This is a genomic window from Glutamicibacter bergerei, from assembly GCF_054495185.1.
Map to the genome: position 1 here is coordinate 1,346,499 of NZ_CM137131.1, position 16,602 is coordinate 1,363,100.

Here is a 16,602-nt window from a genome sequence, read left to right on the forward strand (position 1 = left end):
GTCAGAATGACTCTAACGAACTGGAATGCGGCAATCTCGCACTTCAGAACACTGGCGAAAGAACGTAGATCATGTCATCGGTACCCGGATGGGCCAACGTCGACGAGCGGCGCAATCTGCCACCCGCCTTGGCCGTCTCCACGGTAATCCTCGGAATCCGACGCGATCCGCAAGGCGGTCCGGGCAAACTCTGCCTGCCACTGGTGCGGCGAATACGACAACCGCATGCCGGACTCTGGGCTTTACCCGGTGGGCCGGTCGGGTCACGCGAATCCTTGGGCCAAGCCGCAGGACGCACGTTGGCCGAGACCACCGGACTGCACCCGAATTACCTTGAACAGCTCTACACCTTCGGGGACATCGACCGTTCGCCAACCCACCGGCTGGTGACCATCGCGTACTTCGCTTTGGTGAATATCGAAGAAGTAGGCACTCGCGTACCGGATGAAAATGTCGCATGGTTCGACGTTGACGATCCACGGATCGTGGAGATGGCCTTTGATCACCGGAAGATCGTGGACTACGCGCTCTGGAGGCTGGCGAATAAAACTGAGTACGGGCAGATGGCACACCGGCTGCTGGGCGAAAGGTTCACCCTCGCGCAGTTGCGGCTGGTCTACGAAGCCATCCTCCGCAAAGAACTTGACCCGGCCAATTTCCGCCGGCAATTGAAAAACACCGCCTCGATCGAGGCCACCGACGAATATTTAGCAGGCGGCAAGCATAGGCCGCCAAGGCTGTACCGGTATCTCGGACACGGCCCCGATCCCATGGAAGTAGACACCAGCAAATGAGCGAACAGACTCTCTCCTCGACCATCACCCGGCTCACTCTTCTGGCCCCAGACTCCACGTGTTCCACAGATCTGGCAGCCAACCCATGGGATACCCCGGCAGGCTACGGTCCCGGTGCCTCACAGGAAGACAAGATTCCTTCTGGCTACCCGGTGCAAGGTGGCTTACCTGCCGAGTACAAAACCGCAAGTGCTGAAGAACTCGATACCCGTATCCGCGCCGCCCGCGAAACCCTGGGGGAACGTGCGGTGATCCTTGGCCACTTCTACCAGCGGGATGAAGTGGTGCAGTACGCAGACTTCGTGGGGGATTCCTTCCAGCTGGCCAATGCGGCCCTGAGCCGTGACAAGGCCGAGGCCATCATTTTCTGCGGCGTGCACTTTATGGCGGAAACCGCAGATATTCTTTCCAAGCCTGAGCAAGCAGTCATCCTGCCCAACCTTGCCGCAGGCTGCTCCATGGCGGATATGGCAGATGGGCCCAGTGTCCAGCAGTGCTGGGATGAGCTGACCGAGCTGTATCAAGATGAGCCAGATGATGGGCGGATGCCTGTCATTCCCGTGACGTATATGAATTGCTCTGCAGAACTCAAGGCATTCGTAGGAAAAAATGGCGGACTCGTCTGCACCAGTTCCAATGCCGCGACGGTGCTTGCATGGGCTTTTGAACGTGGCCGCCGCGTGCTGTTCTTCCCTGACCAGCACCTAGGACGCAATACCGCGAAGGCCATGGGCGTGCCATTGGAAAAGATGCCAATGTGGACCCCACGCAAAGCACTAGGTGGAAACAGCGAAGAAATCATGCGCGAAGCACAGGTGATTTTGTGGCACGGATTCTGCTCCGTGCACAAACGCTTCAACCCGGCCCAGATAACCAAGGCCCGCGAGGATTATCCAGGAGTGCGTGTCATTGTGCACCCCGAGTGCCCTATGGAAGTGGTGGACGCCGCTGACGAAGCTGGATCTACGGATTACATCCGCCGGGCTATCGCAGATGCCACGGAACCAACAGTTTTTGCCATTGGTACCGAGATCAACATGGTCAACCGTCTGGCGTCCGAATACCCGCAGCACACGATCTTTTGCCTGGATCCGGTGATCTGCCCCTGCTCCACGATGTACCGCATTCACCCGGGCTACCTTGCCTGGGTTTTGGAAGAGCTCGTGGCCGGGCGCGTGGTCAACCGGATCCAGGTCCCAGAAAATCAGCAGGGTGATGCAAAAATCGCGCTGGAGCGTATGCTCGCGGCCAAGCCATGACCAAAACCACCGGGCGTCATTTAGTCATTATCGGATCCGGGGTGGCGGGACTGAGCGCCGCGTTGGAAGCCGTGCGTCTCGGTTCGCAGGTGACGGTGCTGACCAAAGACGCACTGGGCGATGGAAACAGCAAGCTCGCCCAAGGCGGACTCTCGGCTGTCACTGTTCAGGGCGTAGCCGCCGGAGATAGCGTCCAAGCGCATGTGGCGGACACGCTGAAAGCTGGGGCCGGGCACTGCGGTGTGAATGCGGTGCAGCTGATGTGCGCTGCGGCCGGTGAGCTGGTCGCGACGCTCGAAGACTACGCGGTGAATTTTGATGCCAACGCGGATGGAAGATACCAGCTGGGTCTTGAAGCCGCGCATAGTGCCCACCGAATTTTGCACGTGGACGGGGACGCCACCGGTGCAGGACTGATTGATGCGCTACGCCAGGCGGTGCGCTCGGCTCACAAGGCCGGGCAGCTGGAGATTATTGAGTACGCGCTGGCGAACGGGCTCGAATTTGCTGATGACCAACTGCGCGGCGTGAGCTACCTGCACGATGATCAGGAACTGGTGCTCGAGACCGACGCGGTGCTGCTGGCTACCGGGGGACTGGGATCGCTTTTTACTGCAAGCACCAACCCGGCCGGCGCCACAGCGGATGGCATCGGGCTGGCTGCTCGGGCCGGAGCGGTCATTGCCGACGCTGAGTTCATCCAGTTCCATCCCACGCTGGTGGATCCACTCAAGTACCCGCAGGCCGGGATGATCAGCGAGGCGGTGCGTGGTGAGGGAGCAATTCTGGTCACCGAATCCGGTGACCGGTTCATGCCGGCCATCCATGAGTTGGCAGAACTTGCGCCCAGGGATGTGGTGGCCCGTGCGATTCACGGACAAAACCTTGCAGGACACCGGGTGTTCCTCGATGCCAGGGCGGTGGAACAAAAACAAGGTGCAGGATTTTTGACACGGCGTTTCCCTTCCATTAGCGCACGGCTGAAGGCGGCCGGACTGGATCTGGCGGCGCAACCCATTGAGGTGGTGGCAGCTCAGCACTATTGGATGGGCGGAATCCATACCGACACTAAGGGGCGCAGTAGTGTGCCAGGACTCTATGCGGCCGGCGAATGCGCAAACACCATGGTGCATGGTGCCAACCGTCTGGCCAGCAACTCGCTGCTCGAAGCTATGGTCTTCGCACGTCAAGCGGTGCGAGCCATGATTACTGATCAAGCCGGCCGCGTTTGCGACACCTCACAGCTGCAACTGAGCGAGCTTCCGCCGGCAAAAAACGACGCCCCGTTGGAGCTACACCAACTCCAGACACTGGCCAGCGAACACCTCGGCGTGCACCGTACAGGGCAAGGACTACAATCCTTGCGTAGTGTGCTTGAAAGCAGTGCCCCGGTAGCCCAAGGCCGGCGCGAACTGGCCGAGCTGACAAACCTCTGGATCACCGCAAGGATCATCACTCAAGGTGCGATTAGGCGAACGAGTAGCCTTGGGGCGCATCACCGACTTGATGCACAAGACGGCCAACAGGCCGCCATTCGATACGGCTTCCGGCTGGCGCAGACCAAGCGGAGCGATAACCGGACACAGAGCAAGGAAATCAACGCGTGAACCAAGTAATCCACCCGGTGCCCACCGCTGCAATCGACCGCATTCTAGAGTTCGCCTTCGCAGAGGATAATCCGCGCGGAGATATCACCGCGGACACCATCGTGCCCGCCGGTGCCAAAGCCACCGCCGCGGTACGTGCGCGGGAAGCCGGCGTGCTTGCAGGCGGAACCGTGTTCGCCCGGGCCATGACGATGATCAACCCGGAAATCCATGTGGTCCAGCTGGTGAAGGAAGGCCAAGAATTTGAAGTTGGCGACAGGTTGCTGACCGTCACAGGTCCCGCTGCCTCGGTGCTTACCGCCGAACGTGTGGCGTTGAACCTGTTGCAGCGGATGAGCGCCATTGCCACCGCCACGCGCGAGCTGGTCACCTTGGTTTCCCATACCAAGGCAAGGATTGCCGATACCCGAAAAACTACTCCGGGGCTCAGAGTCTTGGAACGTTACGCGGTGCGTTGCGGCGGGGGAGTAAACCACCGCGATAATCTTTCCGAAGCGTTTATGGCTAAGGACAATCATCTGGCCTTGTTGGATGACGGTGAAGAGTTGACCAGTGCGTTGCAGGCAGTGCGTGCCCGGTTGGGCCACACCACCGCGATGGAGGTGGAAGTTGATTCCATCGAGCAGATCCCCGCGGTGCTCGCCGCCGGGGTAGACATCATCATGTTGGACAACTTCGCGGTGGCTGACTTACCGGCAGCAATCAAGCTGATCAACGGGCAAGCAACTATCGAAGCCAGCGGCAATGTGCGAGCCGATACCGTGGCCGCGATTGCCCAGAGTGGTGTGGACATTATTTCTTCGGGCGCCATCACCCACTCGGTACAAGCCATTGACCTTGGCCTCGATATGGTTGTTGCATGATCTATATGGATGCGGCCTCCACCGCGCCGCCTCGCCAAGAGGTGCTGGACCTGGTGACCCCGCTGCTGACCAGCAACTTCGGCAACCCCGCTTCGCTTCATGAGCAGGGACATCAGGCCAAACGCGCCAACGATTGGGCTCGGGCACAGGTTGCCGACTCCTTAGGCGTTCAGACAAGCGAAATCTATTTCACCTCCGGCGGTACCGAAGCGGATAACACCGCAATTATCGGCGCAGCGCTGGGCAGCCCCCGCGGCAAAGTTGTGGTGACAAGCTCCATTGAGCATCCTGCGGTACTGGAGGCCTGCGCCTATTTGGTGCAATTCCACGGATTTGAACACCGGGTTATTCCGGTGGACTACGCCGGCTTGGTAGATCTTGAGCAAGCGGAGAAACTCATCGATGAGCACGTTGCGGTGGTTTCGGTCATGGCCGTGAACAACGAGGTGGGGACCATCCAGCCGCTCGCGCAGATCTCCGGGCTGGCCCGTGCGGCCGGTGCGCTGATGCACACCGACGCCGTGCAGGCTGCGGGCTGGCTAGATCTGGCCGAACTCGCAACACAGGTAGATGCGCTGAGCCTCTCCGGGCATAAGATCGGTGCGCTCAAGGGCAGCGGAGTCCTTTACTTTTCCAACCAATACCCGCTGGTGCCATTGCTGCACGGTGGCGGCCAACAGGGTGGGATGCGTTCCGGTACCGAGAACCCCGCAGCCGCGGTGGGAATCGCACGAGCCTTGCAAGTTTGCGCCGAGCAACGCAATGCCGGCACCGGTGATGGCTACGGCCGCTACCTGATTGAACGAATTACCAAGCAGCTGAACGCCAAGGGTCAGGGACTGGTTCAGCTGACCGGCCACGAACAACAGCGTGTGGGCGGGATTGTTTCCTTCGTTTTCCCACGTGCAGCGGGGGAGACCGTGCTCATTGAGCTTGAACGACGTGGTGTGCTGTGCTCTTCTGGTTCTGCTTGTTCAGCTGGAAGTACTGACCCGTCGGCCGTGCTGACCGCAATGGGATATGAAGCAGAACTTGCCCACACCGCGGTGCGCTTATCGTTCAGCCGAGGAATTAAAGAGAACGAACTGAGTCAGGTGGCCAACGCGGTGGTGGCGACGGTATCCGCGCTAGTTTAATAAACCGAAGGTGATTCGAATACTTCATGTTCGGGTTTGTCCGGAGAAGGAAGGGCTCGGGTTGGCGTTCATTTTTAGTACTATGATGATTAATTCATGGCTCAACGCTGAATCAATGCTTCGGTAATTTTTGACGTACCAGAGTCATTTGGAGAGATGACAGTTGAGGTTCGGCTAAAATATGAAAATGCACTGTGGATGACCTGACGGTAGCCGAACTTAGTGCCTTAGATGATGATTATATTTGGGGATAATTTGAAGAATATTGGGATTTCTCATCCATTAAACGACCAAAGAAATGATTACTTTCGGCGATTATTTTTGGGTACGAGAAGTATCAGACTGACAGTCACTTTCATTGCAACGGCAATCGTTCTAATGCTCATAGGTTTTGCAATGCCGGCAAAAGCATTTACGCTGAGTCCGGAAAACTCAGTAAACTTGGCTATTACTGACGACGAGTCGAAGATACTTGCTGGTCAGGAATCTCAGATTATTGAATTCGAGAAATTAATCAACGATCTTCGTGCTGAACACGGACTTAACCCGGTCGAATTCAATGCGAAAGCTTCCGTTGAAGCTTTCAAATGGTCCGAATGGATGAGCAAGGCCGGGCAGTTCCGTCACACAACTGATTTCGAAGTCGATAGTGAGAGTGTCAAATACTACTCTCGCCGTAATGAAAACATTGCAATATCAGATTTGAGCAGTGTCGGCTCCATGTTCGCTCGGTGGAAAACCTCAGATTCCCACCGCGCTGGTATGAATGACCCAAATGCGACCAGCTTTGGCGTTGGGTTCTATACTGCCCATGGAAAAACTTATGGCACTGCCCTCTTGCATGCTGCTAAGTCAAGCGGTTACATGCCAGAAACCTACCACGGTGCATCTTCATATTATTCCGGCGGCAAACCTGTAAACATCACAAATAGCAACATGGTCAGAGTTCCTGCGCCTACGGTGAACAAGACGAATAACACCTACACCATCCCGTCCGCTACTGGTGTACGTTACTACAACGTCTACAAAGAAGAATTTATTCTAGCAGGAACCTATAAGATTTACGGTGACCGGCTGCATATAACTCCTGTTATGGGCAGCGGTTACCAGTCGCGCGATGATAATGTCATCGCTAAAGGCGGATGGAGCTGGCGGTTTAATGAATTCCCCTATATGGACGGTTACTCGCCTGACGAGCCGCGCGTAGTTGGGAAAATTGTTGCATTACCCTACGACGAATACATTGATTATTACGTTAATGGTGCCCTGCAAGATGGTTACGAATACGATGCATCAAATTTTTCCAACGTTAAAGTCACAGCAAAGGTTAATCCAGAATACTCAGACTGGCTTTACCTTGATGAATATGAAGATGGATGGGAATTATCTATCGGAACTCAGGGCGTCACCGCAAGCCCAGTTCTCGTAGACAACCAGTCGCTCTCCTATAAGGTGCCAACCGCATTTGGTGTGCAGTATATGGTTAACGGATCTCCTCGCAGTGCGGGAACGTACAAAGCCACGGTTGGTTCAACTTTCACTTTCACGGTGAAACCACTTCGTGGGTACCATGTGGATAAATTGAATACGTTTACTTTCTCCCACTCTTTCGCTTCAATGGCTTCCACACCTACTCCTCCAAATTTAAAGAATATTAGGGCGAGTGCTCCGTCGTTCAATACGACCGGTATGACTTACACAATTCCATCCGTGCCTGGAATTACGTACAAGGTCAATAACGCACAAGTCCGCGCAGGTACTCATAAGGCGTCTTACTCGACTACCTACAAAGTGACAGCGCATGCCAACACTGGCTATTCGCTGACTGGAACCACCTCCTGGAGCAAAAACTACGGAGCTGAACCAGTCATTGCAGTTACCCCCGCTGCTCCCACCACAAACGTTCTTGAAGGAAAGTACACAATCCCGTCAACCGCAGGCGTGAACTACTACGTAGGCGGTGTACACAAGGTTTCGGGAACCTACTCTTCTGGGTATAGGAATATTGTCGTCACGGCTAAGGCCAGAAGTTCAAAGTACTCGCTTTCGGGGACAACGTCGTGGAGCCTTAAACTCGCCAAGATTTTTGTTAGCCCGAAGTCGCCAGTTGCTGATATCGCAAAAAAGAAACTTACAGTCCCGACTGTTCGCGGGGTGAGCTACTACGTTGGTGGAAAGCTCACCAAAGCCGGAACTCACAATATTTACTCTCGCATCTCCGTAACTACTAGGGCATCAGCCAAGAATTACGATGTCAAGCAGAAAACTTGGACGTTCGACTACCGGACTTCAGTGACTCCCACGGCGCCAAAGGTTAAGCCTTCGTATATAACCATCCCTCAGAGGAATGGCGTGAAATATTATGTCAACGGATCATTACGCAAGAAAGGAACCTATAAAGTTTCGGGATCCATCAGGGTGACTACCGCTGCAGCAAGTGCCCACTACAAATTGAATGGAACAACTACCTGGAGCTACCGCTTTGTTGCCTCAAAGCGCCCCACATCTAATGCGAAGCAGAATACTGTTACCGTTCCGGCAACCAGTGGCGCAAAGTATTACATCAGCGGTAAATATGTTAAGCCAGGCATTCACAAGAAGTATCCCGGCCTCCACACCGTAACTGTGAAGCCCTCAAACAATAATGTGTATCTGTCGGGAACATTGTCGTGGAAACTCGATAACCGAGATCCAGTTACCACTAAACCTGTCTCCGGGTCTTCTAGTCGCAACACTATAACTATCTCAAGAATCACCGGCGTTGCCTATTACATCGACGGAAAATATGCGAAGCCCGGAGTTCACAAGAATTATTCTGGACGACATTCCGTATCCGCCAAACCAGCCAATAAATCTTACAAACTCCGGGGAAAAACCTCGTGGAAAGTGGATAACCGTAGATAGCGGCATAGGGTACTTGCGAAATATCGACACGGCTCGAACTAGCAATTGTCGTTTAGTAGGGTCGAAACTCAATATTGCGCTGGTTCAACAGCTTGGTGAACTGGTCCCGGCCGGCCATCTGCACACTATCCTCAAATTCCTTGGTATATCATTGGGTCAATGAAGCATATCCGGCACTGAAAATATTCAGTGCCGGATATTTTTGATGGAACAGGTTGCGGTCTACAGGTTTACGGGCTCCAAGGCATTGAAGGCCCCGTCGATGTTGTGGTCAACGATTTCCCAACCGCCATTTTTCTTCGGTGCGACATCCAGATCGTAGGTCCAGGTTCCGGTAGCCTTTACCGTTTGGTCGATCTCTTTACTCCACAGGGGGAACTCGGTGGTCTGCTTGAACTTCACGTTGACGATCTTCTTCGCCTTGTCGATGCTGCTAGTTGCCTTACCCTGCTTTAGGGAAATGGTGCATGGCTTTGGATTTTTAGTAGTGCACTTCTCGTAAGGTTTGTAGTTGTCGGTGTCTCCCCAGAAAGCCAACAGTGGTGTCATGGCTTCAGCGAATTTGCCATCATTCTGATCCTTACCCTTCCAGGAATTTACGGACTTCATTTCGTCGGCCGAATAGTACTTCTTGAGGAACTTTGCCATCTCGTCCACAGAACCGCCCTTCTCATCCCAATCGCCACTGAGGAAGTAACCATTCGTGTGCGATGCGCGAGCGTACTTCGTAGCGTGAGCAACTGCCTCTTTGGTGGCTGCGTCCGTGCCAAACTTGGGTGCATCACTGACTGTAGGTTTTTGAGTTGCTTCACTTTTCGCTTCAGCAGCTGAGCTCTTGCCAGTCGGTGCGGTTTCTGCAGCGCACCCGGTGAGAGCGATGGCTGCTGCAGAGATAATGGCCATTGCGGCCAAACGTGGAGAATTTAAACGCTTCATAGTTGTTGGTTCCTTGCTGTGAGCATAGGGTGAGGGCTGCCGTCGCCAGCCGAAGGGATGTTCTTGTTCCATGCAGTGGGTAAACCGGTGGTGGGCACAATACTGGCGTCATGCCACCAATCTGTGCCTCGAATGACGAATCACTGATAATAGAACTTCCGAGAAGGGTGGACGCTAGGGGACTCGAGCGGAGTGTCGATCTTTGTGGTACGGCCTATCGACCATCGGTTCAGAACTTGGATAATCCGTCAGCAACTAGGTTTAATGAAGACCACAAAATTTGTAAGTAATAAATAGCCGATATAGCCCGAATTAAAAGTGAGCCGTCACCGCCGGTAAACAGGCGAGTTCCGTTGGATATTATTACGTGCCAAACGGTTTGCTGATGCTAGACCCGCCTGACACACAATATGAGTGGTAGCTACTTTTCGTTTATGTAGAGGGTGCCCTCGGTGGCGCCGACATCACACCATCCAGTTTCGTCGGCGAACGGCAGTTTGCACAACCCAAATCCTGGTAGTTCTATGGCGCCGGCGCTGATCGGTTGCTCCAACATCTTTGTGAAGAATAACTTGGCTTCTTCGCAAGTCATGCCTGATTCACTTAGATCGTAGGTGTATTTGGCTCCAATGCACGGGCCAGCTGCGCGCGCTGATTCTCTATTAGCAAAATCTGTCGCAGGGTTTAGCGTTTTGAATGACATCATAAGCTTCTTCAACTGCTTGTATTCGTCAGTCTTTGCGTATGCACTAAAGCGTGCAGCGCCCTTCAACGACGCATCTACCGTGGGAAGCTTCGTCTTGGCGTCCAGCGTCGCATCGAAACGACCAGTGCCACCCGTGTAAACGAACTCAGGTAAAACGTACTCGTATGTTGAAGCTTTCGAAGGATCCAGTGAAGTGATGGAGATGCTTGCTTCGTCTGGTGACCCCTCGTAGGAAAGGAACGTATAGTGCAGCAAGCCGTCTGGGTCTGCCTCTGAGTCGAAGACTTTGTTGGTCACTTTGTTAATACTGACGGGAAAATCCATGGTTCCGGGATAGCCGGTACGTAGTTCGGCAAGCTTTTTCCCATCGTCAGAGACGACATTGAAACTGGCGAGCGATCCCTCTTCGACTTGGTATTCGTTCGGTTTGGTCTTTTCGAGATCCCAGTTGGAAGGCATGCTGAGCTCGAAGTTTTCATTCGCGAGGTTCACCTTTTTCCAAGTCACTTTAGCTGACGTTGGAGTAGCTGAAGCAATGGGGGAAGCCGGGGCAGCTTCTGCCGCGAACTTTGCGCTCGGTGATGTTGAAGTGGAGGCCGGTTCTGTTGGTTTCGTTGCAGTGTTGGCGCTGCAGCCGGCGAGCAGCATGGCTGCGGCGAGTGTTAGACCAACCCATTTGATCCTGTGACGTACTTTTTGAACGCTCATTGAGCAACCCCCAGAGTCGATATTGGCAGAACCTCCTACTGAGGTAGCCATTAGTCACGATTCTATGAGAGTGCTATGCGGACTAGTGAACGCCACACGGACGTTTACTGGGAGTTGCCTGTGTCTGCCGGGGTAGTCGCGTCATTGATCATTTGAACGCCGGAAGTCCCGAACACCGGTTTTGGCCAAGGCGCAGTAGGTAGCAGGCATTCTCGACCCAAGATCGGGGTAACTCGGTTGTCTTGTTTAGGTGGTGAGTGCTTGTCAAAGGACACCTGTGACGAGCGTAAGCAGCCAGTCGTACATCTAGAATACGGGCTTTCGTTTCACGCAGAGAATGAGAGATGGGAGCCATTCGTATTTACTACCTCAGGTAAGTATCCGAAACCCAACCCTTCTTCGACTTGTACTTCACTGGATACCAGCCGGACTTCTTTGATCCGGTGATTTCAACTTTCTTGCTCTTCGGGATGGTCAAGATGATTTTCTTCTTGATGCTGTTGCCGGCGCGCATGTTCAAGTTCGCGGTGGTCGTTTTAGTCTTGACCTTTTTCTTCGGCGAGCTTTCGGTCTTAGGCTTCGACTTCTTTGGTGCCGAGGTATTGCTCAGGTAGGTGCCGGAGACCCAGCCAGTCTTGGACTTGTAAGTTACCTGTAGCCAACCGGATTTGGTTTTCCCGGTGGCCTTGACGGTCTTGCCCTTTGGAATGGTCAGAATGACGCGGTTGCTGGTGCCGGCCCCAGCGCGCATATTTAGGTTGGCAGTCGTTTTCTTTGACGAGCTGTTCGGCTTAGGGGAAGGTTTCTTGGTTTCCTTCTTCTTCGTTTCGGACTTAGGCATCGAAACATTGCTCAAATACGTTCCGGAGACCCATCCGGTCTTCGACTTATAGGTGACCTGATACCAGCCGGACTTCTTGGATCCGGTCAACTTGACGCTCTTGCCCCGCGGGATGGTGAGAATGACACGGTTACCGGTGCCAGCCCCGGAACGCATATTCAGGTTCGCCGTGGGCTTAGCGGTGCCCTTGACCGATTTAGGGCTGTTCTTCTTTGTCGAGGCCACCCCATGATAGTGCTCGAAGGTTTTAGCGCCCGAATTCTTGTAGGACTTGGCTAGGGAAGTACCGACGTAGCGGAAATGCCATGGTTCGTAGGCGTAACCGGTGACCGATTCCTGGCCCTTTGGGTAGCGCAGGATGAACCCATACTTATGGGCGTTTTTCTTCATCCACTTTCCCACGGGAGTGCCTTCAAAACAGGACTGCAGCGCACAGGCACCGTTGTAGTTTCCTACGTCGGCGGCGAGTCCGGTCTGATGCTCGCTGGTTCCAGGCTTGGCCGAGATGCGTTCGGCATACTTCTTGCCGTACATCCTGGAGTATTGGTTAAACAGTTGTGCCTGACGGTTGTATGACCGGTAGCCACTGATTAGTTTGACCCGGACACCGGACTTCTTGGCTGCCTTCACCATTTTGTTGTAGGCCCCAGCGGCTTCCGGGCGAAGGCGAATACCGGTGCCGCTAACCGTGCTGGTCTTGGGTGTGTATCTCGCCGGCTTCAGCGGGTAGCTTTTGTTGACGAATACATCTAGGTGGCTCGGGTTGCGGTCCAGTTTCCGTGCGGCCACGACGGATATCGGGTTTGCGCTCGTCGGTGCTATCGACGAAGCGGTGGCCATCGAGGTTGCTGAATGCACGGTCGCTGATTGCCCGGCAGCTATGGCCGCGCCCGGAAGGGTCCCTAAGGAAAGTGCGGCTCCGAGCGCCATGGCAGTGAAAATTTTTGGGCCAAAGTATTTGGGCATCTGAAGTTACTCCGTTGTCCAAGTGATGATGCTCCATTCGACCACTCTTTGGGCTCGTGGGACAAGGGAAATCTTGACTCGTTTTGAAACGTTCTTCAGACGATTAGTGGGAGATGTTCGCGGAAAAGTTTATAAATTCACTGGTAGGACTCGGTTTTCTGATGCTCGTACTTGAGTCGGGGCGCAAAGTCCAACAAAGAAACGAGTCTTCATCTGAGCTTCAATTTTGGTAAGTTACCAACATGCAGATCAGGCAAGAAGTCTTCGACGACAGAGCAGGAATTTATGCTGTGACGCATGCGGCCTTCAGCAAAGACGATCACCTGGTTGAGCCAAGCGAAGTCGGATTGGTTCAGCAACTCTTCGAATGCGACGGCTATTCGCCGGCGTTTTCACTAGTAGCCACGAACGGTAACACCGTCATCGCCCACGTGATTGCCACCTGGGGAACAGTAGATGGCAAGCACAAGCTGCTGGGCCTAGGTCCGTTGACGGTGGCACCCGAGTATCAGGGCAAGGGAGCCGGTACTGCGCTGATGCAGGCTATTTCCGACCGCGCCGAGAGTGAGCATGTGTCGGGCATCGTACTGCTCGGGTCGACGGGTTATTATCAGCGTTTTGGCTACGAGCCGGCCGTTAGCCGCGGCATCATTCCCTCGGATCCTGTCTGGGGCGATCACTTCATGGTTCGGGTCTTTGACGAACGGTCGCTTCCTACCGGCCACTATCGCTACGCGGCGCCATTCGGCTGCTGAAGTGCGCGCGGTGATCAGTCGAAGATCGATAACCAAGACAGCGCAAAACCTAGCACGCCGGCACCCAGCAGGAACTTAGCGAGCACGGAAAAGATCTCCAAAGATTCCTGTGGATCGTGGCGCACCAGCCGGCTGTGGGTTTTGCTGTCCACGAGGACCGTTTGCCAGCCGCACTCCATGCTGCGGCGTTCGGTGTAAGTCAGCTGCCGTTCATGCATCCCGTCCGGTGCCATCCAACGGATGGATGTCTGATTCCCCTCGGTGAAAACGAAGGCATCAAGGTATTCGGTACCGGCCTTCAATTTCTTTTGTCGTTGCGCTAGGAGCAGGCAGAGCAGGCCAAGTCCGAGCCCGATCCACGCAAGAATTTCACCGATGACGGAGATCGTGTCCACAATATTCACTGGTGTTACCTTCATGCTGGCATCGATGGGTGACGCCGCTGCGGTAAGGCTGACAACTTCGCTATTTGGAATCTAGCAAGCTAGGCGGCGGATCTTGTTCATCGCCATCCAAGAAGCAAAAGTTTATTAGGTGAATAATCTGATTGATGGCGGCAAGAAAGAATCCAAGGTCTTGTTGCAGTGCCATGAGTAGGGCTCCTGCGGATAGCCGCTGTGCTCCGGATGAATCCGGTGAACGGTACGCGGCACGGAATCTGGGAACTGAAGGGAAAGACCCGGCTCAACGTCGTTGACGGCTACTGGAGGCACGCGGTAGATATTGCATTATGGAAACTCCCCAGCCATCCGAACCGCTGTCCTTCACAGTTAATGGACACATTTCCAAAACCTGTCATGAAGTGTATGAAGCCGTCGCAGACCCAGACCAGCTCTCCTGCTACTTCACCACCGGAGGGGCCAAAGGGCGTTTAGAGGCTCTTCAGGATTGAGGGTGTAAACGCCGTCTAAACCCACCGGTCTCCAACAACGACCGGGCGATATATTGCGCCAGATTCTTGAACCCCAACGCGATACCTCGCAGATGCTCCAACCTGCCATTCAAAGCCTCGGTAGGCCCCTTGGAACTGCCAAGGTGATCAAAATACGCGAGGATGTCTGTCTTCCGTCGCCTCAGGGTGCTGCCGAGCTTTTTCAGCTCCGGCAACCCTTTCGGTACCTTCGTGCCAACTTCGTTGATCAGTTGCTCCAAGGCCCACCGTCCGACCTCGGGCTTCGGTTGCCGGTAGGCATCCACCATCTTCTGATACACGCTCCAGACCAATTGAACCGGCTCATACTCCGGCTCCTTGAACAGGTCTTCAAGCTTGGTCTTCTGCTTTTCCGTAGCCAAGGATAGTCCCGTGGTCAGCGTTCGCCTGCACTTGTAAAGCGGGTCATCCTTGCGTCCTCGACGCCCATGTTGCTCACGTTGAATCCGTTGCCGGGTCTGGTCCAGCGCCTCGGAACCTAGTTTGACTACATGGAATGGATCCAACACCTCCACCGCGTGGGGTAGCTCCTCGACGGCAGCTGTTTTGAAGCCGGTGAAACCGTCCATTGCGACGACTTCAATGCCCTGTTTCCATTGTTCTTCTTGATCAGCCAGCCAGGTTTTGAATACAGCTTTGGATCTTCCAGGGACCATGTCGATCAGTCGTGCGGTATCGGTGCCGTCACGCACCGCGGTGAGGTCCACAATCACGGTGACGTATTTGTCGCCGGTTCGGGTATGCCGCCAAACATGTTCATCGACTCCCAGCACTTTGACCCCGTCGAAGCGGGTTGGATCATCAATCAGTAAGCGTTGGCCTTCAGCCAGCACAGCCTCATTGGCGGTATTCCAGGTGACGCCGAGGCCTTCGGCAATTCGGGAGACTGACAAGTGGTGGCAGACCAGTCCAACCAGCGCCCAGCGTAGCCCGGTCCTGCTGATTTTCTGGCGTGGCGCTACTGCGTGGGACAGCTCTTCACGCCAGACTCGTTGGCAATTGGCGCAACGGTAGCGGCGGTGTTTGATGACTAGGACAGTGGGACGCCAGCCCAATGGTTCGTGGGCGAGGCGGCGGGTGACGGTATCGCGTGGAATGCCTGCTGCTCCGCAGGTTTGGCACCAAGGGTTCGGGTTGGTGACGTGGCAGAGGATTTCGGCTTTCGCTGCGCTCAGGTGTTGCCCGATTGCGGTCAGTCCCAAGCCGTCAAGATTGGTGAAAGTGGTGAGGTCTGGTGCGGTGAAGGTAGGATTGAGCAACGTCGAGGTCTTTCGAAAATGGCTAGTGTGGTAACTTCCATTCTTCTGGAAGACCTCGACTTTTTCGTGCTCGGCGACATGCCCGGGAGTCGGGGTGTTGGTTTCAGGTGGTTACACTCTTATTCCTGAAGAGCCCGTTTAGAGGCAGGGACCGAAGTGACCTGGGACTTTCATGATTTTCCCGGTCGTTTCCCGGTGCAGGTAATCCAAAACATCCAGAATAAGAAGATCGTCTTAAAATGGGCAGGGGAGTGGGTGGCAGCGGATGACGGAATGAATACCGTCACCTTCGAATTCCAGCCCGTAGCTGAGGCAACACGTACCAAGGTGAAGATCACTGAGGCGGGATGGCTTTCCACGCCGCAGGGGTTGACTGGCGCCTTCGGTAACTGCGAGGGGTGGACCGGGATGCTAGCTGCCATGAAGATCTGGCTGGAGCACGGAATCAACCTGCGTGAAGGTTTCTACAAATAACTCTTGCTACTCCATCAACGGACGAATTTCCACGCTGCCGTAGGACAGGTGGGGCATGCGCCGGGCGATTTCCTGTGCCTGTTGCTCCCCGGCCACCTTGATAGCATGCACCGCAAAGATGATTTCGGCGTCGGTGTCCAACTTATGGGTTGAAGCGAGCGAGCAAACTATCCCGCGGTCTTGGACGGCGAAAGACGAGATGAGGATATCATCGGCTTTCAGCGCCGTATCCAGCGATTCCCACTGGAGCATTTCTGCGTCGAATTCTTCGCTTGGTGGTTGCGGTCCGGTGCCCGGGAGGTAGCGGTGGATCAGTAGGTGGGTTGCATTGTTCACGAGGACTCCTTCGCGTCGTGGTCTGATTGCCACCGACGTTACCGGATCCTGATTGCCACCGACGTTTCCGGATCCTGATTGCCATCCAACACCAAAGGGCTACCAATTCTGAATGAACTGATAGCCC

The 16,602-nt window shown here is 54.6% G+C and carries 15 protein-coding genes; 8 read left to right on the top strand and 7 right to left on the bottom strand.

Going from position 1 to position 16,602, the window contains the following annotated elements; all coding sequences use genetic code 11:
- The first annotated feature begins 71 nt into the window (after positions 1-71).
- The 6 genes from ACX5K5_RS06230 to ACX5K5_RS06255 all read left to right on the top strand — a co-directional run bounded on the left by ACX5K5_RS06230 (position 72) and on the right by ACX5K5_RS06255 (position 8,563).
- Positions 72-794 carry an NUDIX hydrolase gene (locus ACX5K5_RS06230; RefSeq protein ID WP_459175194.1) on the top strand — a complete coding sequence of 241 codons (723 nt, stop codon included), beginning with the start codon at positions 72-74 and terminating at the stop codon, positions 792-794.
- Positions 791-2,053, top strand: coding sequence for a quinolinate synthase NadA (gene nadA / locus ACX5K5_RS06235; protein WP_459175195.1), 1,263 nt, complete (start codon positions 791-793; stop codon positions 2,051-2,053). Before ACX5K5_RS06230 ends, nadA begins: the two co-directional genes overlap by 4 nt.
- Positions 2,050-3,660 carry an L-aspartate oxidase gene (locus ACX5K5_RS06240; protein ID WP_459175196.1) on the top strand — a complete coding sequence of 537 codons (1,611 nt, stop codon included), beginning with the start codon at positions 2,050-2,052 and terminating at the stop codon, positions 3,658-3,660. The genes nadA and ACX5K5_RS06240 overlap by 4 nt, the downstream gene beginning before the upstream one ends.
- Positions 3,657-4,523 (top strand): carboxylating nicotinate-nucleotide diphosphorylase, encoded by an 867-nt coding sequence (gene nadC / locus ACX5K5_RS06245; protein ID WP_459175197.1) that lies wholly within the window; start codon positions 3,657-3,659, stop codon positions 4,521-4,523. The genes ACX5K5_RS06240 and nadC overlap by 4 nt, the downstream gene beginning before the upstream one ends.
- Entirely contained in the window at positions 4,520-5,659 is a 1,140-nt protein-coding gene (locus ACX5K5_RS06250) for a cysteine desulfurase family protein (protein ID WP_459175198.1), read from the top strand. The genes nadC and ACX5K5_RS06250 overlap by 4 nt, the downstream gene beginning before the upstream one ends.
- A gap of 396 nt (positions 5,660-6,055) precedes the next feature.
- Positions 6,056-8,563 carry a CAP domain-containing protein gene (locus tag ACX5K5_RS06255; protein WP_459175199.1) on the top strand — a complete coding sequence of 836 codons (2,508 nt, stop codon included), beginning with the start codon at positions 6,056-6,058 and terminating at the stop codon, positions 8,561-8,563.
- Between the two features lie 222 nt (positions 8,564-8,785).
- Here ACX5K5_RS06255 and ACX5K5_RS06260 read toward each other — a convergent pair whose 3' ends face one another.
- From ACX5K5_RS06260 to ACX5K5_RS06270, 3 genes are all read right to left on the bottom strand, one after another.
- Positions 8,786-9,499, bottom strand: a complete 714-nt coding sequence (locus ACX5K5_RS06260) for a hypothetical protein (protein WP_459175200.1) — start codon at positions 9,497-9,499, stop codon at positions 8,786-8,788.
- Between the two features lie 421 nt (positions 9,500-9,920).
- On the bottom strand, positions 9,921-10,853 hold the full coding sequence (locus tag ACX5K5_RS06265; RefSeq protein ID WP_459175201.1) for a hypothetical protein: 933 nt from the start codon (positions 10,851-10,853) through the stop codon (positions 9,921-9,923).
- 424 nt (positions 10,854-11,277) lie between these two features.
- Positions 11,278-12,720: a D-alanyl-D-alanine carboxypeptidase family protein gene (locus tag ACX5K5_RS06270; protein ID WP_459175202.1), complete on the bottom strand. Its 1,443-nt coding sequence runs from the start codon at positions 12,718-12,720 to the stop codon at positions 11,278-11,280.
- A 242-nt stretch (positions 12,721-12,962) separates the two neighbouring features.
- Between ACX5K5_RS06270 and ACX5K5_RS06275 the strand changes: the two genes are divergently transcribed.
- Positions 12,963-13,475: a GNAT family N-acetyltransferase gene (locus ACX5K5_RS06275; RefSeq protein WP_096256120.1), complete on the top strand. Its 513-nt coding sequence runs from the start codon at positions 12,963-12,965 to the stop codon at positions 13,473-13,475.
- A gap of 14 nt (positions 13,476-13,489) precedes the next feature.
- Here ACX5K5_RS06275 and ACX5K5_RS06280 read toward each other — a convergent pair whose 3' ends face one another.
- From ACX5K5_RS06280 to ACX5K5_RS06290, 3 genes are all read right to left on the bottom strand, one after another.
- A complete protein-coding gene (locus tag ACX5K5_RS06280) occupies positions 13,490-13,894 on the bottom strand; it encodes a hypothetical protein (RefSeq protein WP_141392924.1) in 405 nt (134 codons plus the stop codon).
- Between the two features lie 46 nt (positions 13,895-13,940).
- Positions 13,941-14,066: a hypothetical protein gene (locus ACX5K5_RS06285; protein WP_268236926.1), complete on the bottom strand. Its 126-nt coding sequence runs from the start codon at positions 14,064-14,066 to the stop codon at positions 13,941-13,943.
- A gap of 291 nt (positions 14,067-14,357) precedes the next feature.
- The gene (locus ACX5K5_RS06290; RefSeq protein WP_459175203.1) at positions 14,358-15,665 is read right to left on the bottom strand and encodes an ISL3-like element ISAar19 family transposase; all 1,308 of its coding nucleotides are present in this window, start codon (positions 15,663-15,665) and stop codon (positions 14,358-14,360) included.
- Positions 15,666-15,821: 156 nt separating this feature from the next.
- On the opposite strand from ACX5K5_RS06290, the gene ACX5K5_RS06295 reads away from it, so the two are divergent.
- Entirely contained in the window at positions 15,822-16,139 is a 318-nt protein-coding gene (locus tag ACX5K5_RS06295) for an SRPBCC domain-containing protein (protein ID WP_443466834.1), read from the top strand.
- Positions 16,140-16,145: 6 nt separating this feature from the next.
- Here the strand turns inward: ACX5K5_RS06295 and ACX5K5_RS06300 are convergent, their stop codons facing one another.
- Positions 16,146-16,475 (bottom strand): YciI family protein, encoded by a 330-nt coding sequence (locus tag ACX5K5_RS06300; RefSeq protein WP_459175204.1) that lies wholly within the window; start codon positions 16,473-16,475, stop codon positions 16,146-16,148.
- Positions 16,476-16,602: the final 127 nt, after the last annotated feature.